Origin of the sequence: Brevundimonas sp. UBA5866 (genome assembly GCF_002432125.1) — a bacterium.
GTDB lineage: Bacteria > Pseudomonadota > Alphaproteobacteria > Caulobacterales > Caulobacteraceae > Brevundimonas.
Genome location: NZ_DJFS01000101.1, coordinates 12,167 through 16,344, shown reverse-complemented (window position 1 = coordinate 16,344; position 4,178 = coordinate 12,167). Strand labels below are relative to the sequence as shown.

Below are 4,178 nucleotides of genomic sequence, written 5' to 3'. Positions count from 1 at the left end.
CGAAATTCTGGCGCAGGCGCTTCAGGCGGCTTTCCGAACGGTCCAGAGCCACGACCCTGGCACCGGCAGCGGCCAGTTGCAGCGTCTTGCCGCCCGGCGCGGCGCACAGGTCCAGCGCCGTCTCGCCCGCCTTCACATCCAGCAGGCGTGCAGGAATGGCGGCGGCGGCGTCCTGCACCCACCAGTTGCCGTCCTCGAAGCCCGGCCATTGGGCCACGTCGCCGCGGCGCTCGGTCCGCAGGGTGCCACCGGGCAGGATGGTGGCTTCCAGAGCCTCGGCAATGGCGGCGGAGTCGGCATCCGGCTTGACCGAAATGTCGGTGGCTGGCTCGAAACGGGTGGTTTCGGCAAGGCCGGTGAAGGCTTCCGCGCCATAGGTCGTTTCCCAGCGGGCGGCGATCCATTCGGGCAGATTGGCCTGCGGCTTGGTCGGGCCATAGCCGTCACGGTCGATGCCGCGCAGGACGGCATTGATCAGGTTCTTGTAGGGGCGGGTCTTGTTGTCGCGCTCGGCCAGTTTGACGGCGGTCGAGACAGCCGCAAAGGCCGGCGTTTCCAGAACCAGCATCTGCGCCAGTGCGATGCGCAGGATGGTCAGGGTCGGCAGGGCCGGCATGGATTTGAGACGGCGACCCAGTATCTGGTCGATCTCTCCCAGACGGCGCAGCGCCCCCATCGCACAGGCGCGGGCAAAGGCACGGTCAGCCGGAGACAGGTCCTTGGCCGGGCTGCGGGCCAGTTCCTCGTCCAGCCCCGTACGTTTTTCCAGCGCCGCATTCAGCAGCAGGCCAGCGACCAGACGGGCCTGAACGCCCACTTCCGGATAGCGGTCCTCGCCCTGCGGGCGCGGGGTACGGGGGCCGGAATGCGGACGGTTGTTCGGACGGGCCGACGGCTTGCCGCGCTTGGCCGGACGGGCATGACCGTCCTTGTTGCGGACGGTTTTCTCGGGCGGGCGGCTCATACGGACACCTGTGTGCCCAGCTCGACCACGCGGCCGGGAGGAATGCGGAAGAAGTCGGTCGGGTTGGCGGCGTTACGCATCAGGAAGATGAAAAGTTTGTCCTGCCACATGGGCATGCCCTGACGGGCGGTTGGTATGACGGAGCGGCGGCCCAGGAAGAAGCTGGTCGACATGATGTCGAACTTCAGACCCTGACGGCGGCATTGCGCCAGTGCCTTGGGCACGTTCGGTGTCTCCATATATCCAAACGTGAGCGTAATGCGCTTGAAATCTTCCGAGATGTCCTCGATGGCGATCCGCTCGTCACCGCGCACACGGGGGCGGTGCGATGTGTGTACCGTCATGATGATGTTCTTCTCGTGCAGCACCTTGTTGTGCTTGAGATTGTGCATCATCGCGACGGGCGCGACCGTGGGATCGGACGTCAGGAAGATGGCCGTCCCCTGTGCACGATGCGGGGGACGAGCGCTGAGCATGTCGATCAGGTCCGCCAACGGCAGGCTGTCACGGCGCGTCTTTTCGCCGAGGATCTGGGTGCCACGCACCCACGTCCACATCACCAGCACGATCAGCGCGCCGATCAACAGCGGCATCCATGCACCATCCGGCAGCTTCAGCAGGTTTGAACTGAGGAAGACCAGATCGATGAAGCCCATCGGCAGCAGTACAGCCAGAACACCCCATAGCGGCCACTTCCACTTGTGGCGGGCCACGGTGAAGGCCATCAGGGTGTTGACGAACATGACCCCTGTGACCGCCACCCCGTAAGCGGCAGTCAGATTGTGGGTGTTCTGGAAGGTGACGAGCAGGAACAACACCCCGACCATCAGCAGGCCGTTGATCGCGGGAACATAGATCTGGCCCGCTTGGGTCTCGGAGGTGTTGCGGATGTCCAGACGTGGCAGAAGACCCAGCTGCACAGCCTGTTGTGTGACCGAGAAGGCCCCCGTAATCACAGCCTGGGAGGCGATGACGGTCGCGGCGGTCGCCAGCAGCAGCAGCGGCCAGTAGATCAGCTGGGGCACCATGTTCCAGAAGGGATTGTCCATCGCCGTCGGGTGCGACAGCAGAAAGGCACCCTGCCCCAGATAGTTCAGCGTCAGACACGGCAGGACGACAAACAGCCAGCCCTTGCGGATGGGGGATTTACCGAAGTGACCCATGTCGGCGTACAGGGCCTCGGCACCCGTGACGGCCAGGAACACACTGCCCAGAATAACGAAGCCCAGCACAGGGTTCTTGGTCAGCAGCATCAGCGCATAGTGCGGTGAAAGCGACTGAAGGACGGACAGGTCGTCAAACAGGTGGAAAAGACCCAGCGCACCGAGGCTGAGGAACCAAGCCAGTGTGATGGGGCCGAAGAATTTGGCGAGGCCTGCCGTACCGTGTGACTGGACGGCGAAGACGCCAATCAGAATGACGGCGGCAATCGGCACGATGAAGGGGTTGATGCTGTGGCCGATGCCCGGCGCTCCGCGCAGGCCCTCGATTGCCGATAGCACCGAGATCGCGGGCGTGATGACGCCGTCGGCATAGAACAATGCTGCTCCGCACACACCCAGTATGAACAGGAAGGCGCTGCGGCGGCCCAGTGCATTCTGGGCCAGCGCCATCAGTGACAGCGCTCCGCCCTCGCCGCGGTTGTCGGCACGCATCAGGAAGGCGACGTATTTCAGCGTCACCACCACCATCAACGCCCAGAAGGCGAGAGACACCACACCCATGATCGCCAGGCGGGGGTCGCCCAGCCCCTGGGCGTGGCCCACGGCTTCGCGCAGGGCGTAAATCGGGCTGGTGCCGATGTCGCCGAATACCACACCGATAGCCCCGATCATCAAGGCACGCTGGGCGGCCTTTGAAGTGGGGGAGGGAGAGTCCCCCCCTGAATGGGGGTGTGAAGACTGGTTATTAGCTTCGACCGTGTTCCGGTCGTCGCGCGGGTGATCCCCGACCATGCAAATCCTCCGGGTCGCGCGGGAAGACGCGCCCATCAAGAGCGGCGGGCCTTTAGACCCTTTCCATCAGCGGTTCAATCGTGACGAAGTTCCGGCAAGGAGGCTGCGGCAATAATGCGGCGGTCGGCCTTGGATTGAAGCATGACCAGCACAGCTTCGCCCCGGGTCGAGGCACGGGTGAACTGTGGGGGCAGTTGATACAGGCTGGAGCGACCATTCCAGTCGCCTAAGCTATGGATTTCTCGGACAACATTGACGTGACTGACGCTGCGACCACGGTTGTCGCCGGCTCTGACCCGCACGTTATGGACGCCCGGCAAATAGCGGATGGCCACAACTTCGGCACCGCCGTCCGGAGTACGGCCCGAGCCTACACCGACACGGTCGCCCGTTTCTCGGAATTCGATTTCAGGCGGCCAGTCTGTTTTCCTGTTCTGGACGGCGATGGCTTCGGCCAGATCTTCGGGGCGCGCCTGCTCGATTGTTTGCTGACCCGAGATCACGATCTGGGGTGTCGCCAGACTGCGTAGCCCCAGGGCTTGGCGGTAAGCCCGTTGCCGTTGTGAGAACTCGGGGCGTGCGAATGTATCCGGCCAGCCAAGATAGTCCCAATAATCAACGCCATAGGTCAGGACAATGACCTTGGGGTCATTGGCCATGCGGGCCACATTCTGGTTGGCGTCGGGACAGGCCGAACACCCTTGGGCGGTAAACAGCTCGACGACCACAGGAGGATCGGACGCAAGCGCGGTCGCTGGCAGCAAGGCCATGACACTGCACAGTATGGTCAGAGCGGACAGCTTTCGCACAAGTCCCCCGGCGCGATTTGAGATGCGCGGAGTTTAGCCAGCCTTCGTACAAACGCTGCTCATAAATGCGTGAGGGGCACCAGACCGGTGTCTGATGCCCCCCGTGCGTTCAAAGACTGTTACAGCCCTTATTTCTCGTCCATCAGCTGTTGGCTGAGATAGACATAGTGACGGGCCCAGCGGCGGGCATTGGCCACCGGATCGGCGTCATTGGAGTGACCGCCCGCGGTGTCCTCGTAATAGAGGTGGTCGTGGCCCATCTTGCCCAGACGCGCCGCGAATTTGCGGGCGTGGCCGGGGTGGACGCGGTCATCCAGCGTGTTGGTGGTGATGTAGACGCGCGGATATTCGATGTCCGGACGCAGGAGTTGATAGGCCGAATAGCGCGAGATGAACTCGGCATCGCCTGGAATGCGCGGGTCGCCGTATTCGCCGATCCACGAGGCACCG

4 protein-coding genes are annotated in these 4,178 nt (G+C 63.4%); all 4 read right to left on the bottom strand.

What is annotated here, in order from left to right:
- Positions 1 to 964, bottom strand: a 964-nt coding sequence (locus tag B3H86_RS13850; protein WP_292054950.1) for a transcription antitermination factor NusB, incomplete at its 3' end; no start/stop codon positions are given.
- A complete protein-coding gene (locus B3H86_RS13845) occupies positions 961 to 2,799 on the bottom strand; it encodes a potassium transporter Kup (RefSeq protein WP_292054948.1) in 1,839 nt (612 codons plus the stop codon). The genes B3H86_RS13845 and B3H86_RS13850, both read right to left, overlap by 4 nt.
- Before the next feature lie 194 nt (positions 2,800 to 2,993).
- Positions 2,994 to 3,728, bottom strand: coding sequence for a DUF1223 domain-containing protein (locus B3H86_RS13840; RefSeq protein ID WP_292054946.1), 735 nt, complete (start codon positions 3,726 to 3,728; stop codon positions 2,994 to 2,996).
- Positions 3,729 to 3,856: 128 nt separating this feature from the next.
- Positions 3,857 to 4,178 (bottom strand): prolyl oligopeptidase family serine peptidase (locus B3H86_RS13835; RefSeq protein WP_292054943.1); only part of this gene is annotated, 322 nt, incomplete at its 5' end.

Bases quoted from the DNA above. Each gene is read 5' to 3' on its own strand.
- B3H86_RS13845 (WP_292054948.1), bottom strand. From the start codon at position 2,799: ATGATCGGGGCTATCGGTGTGGTATTCGGCGACATCGGCACCAGCCCG.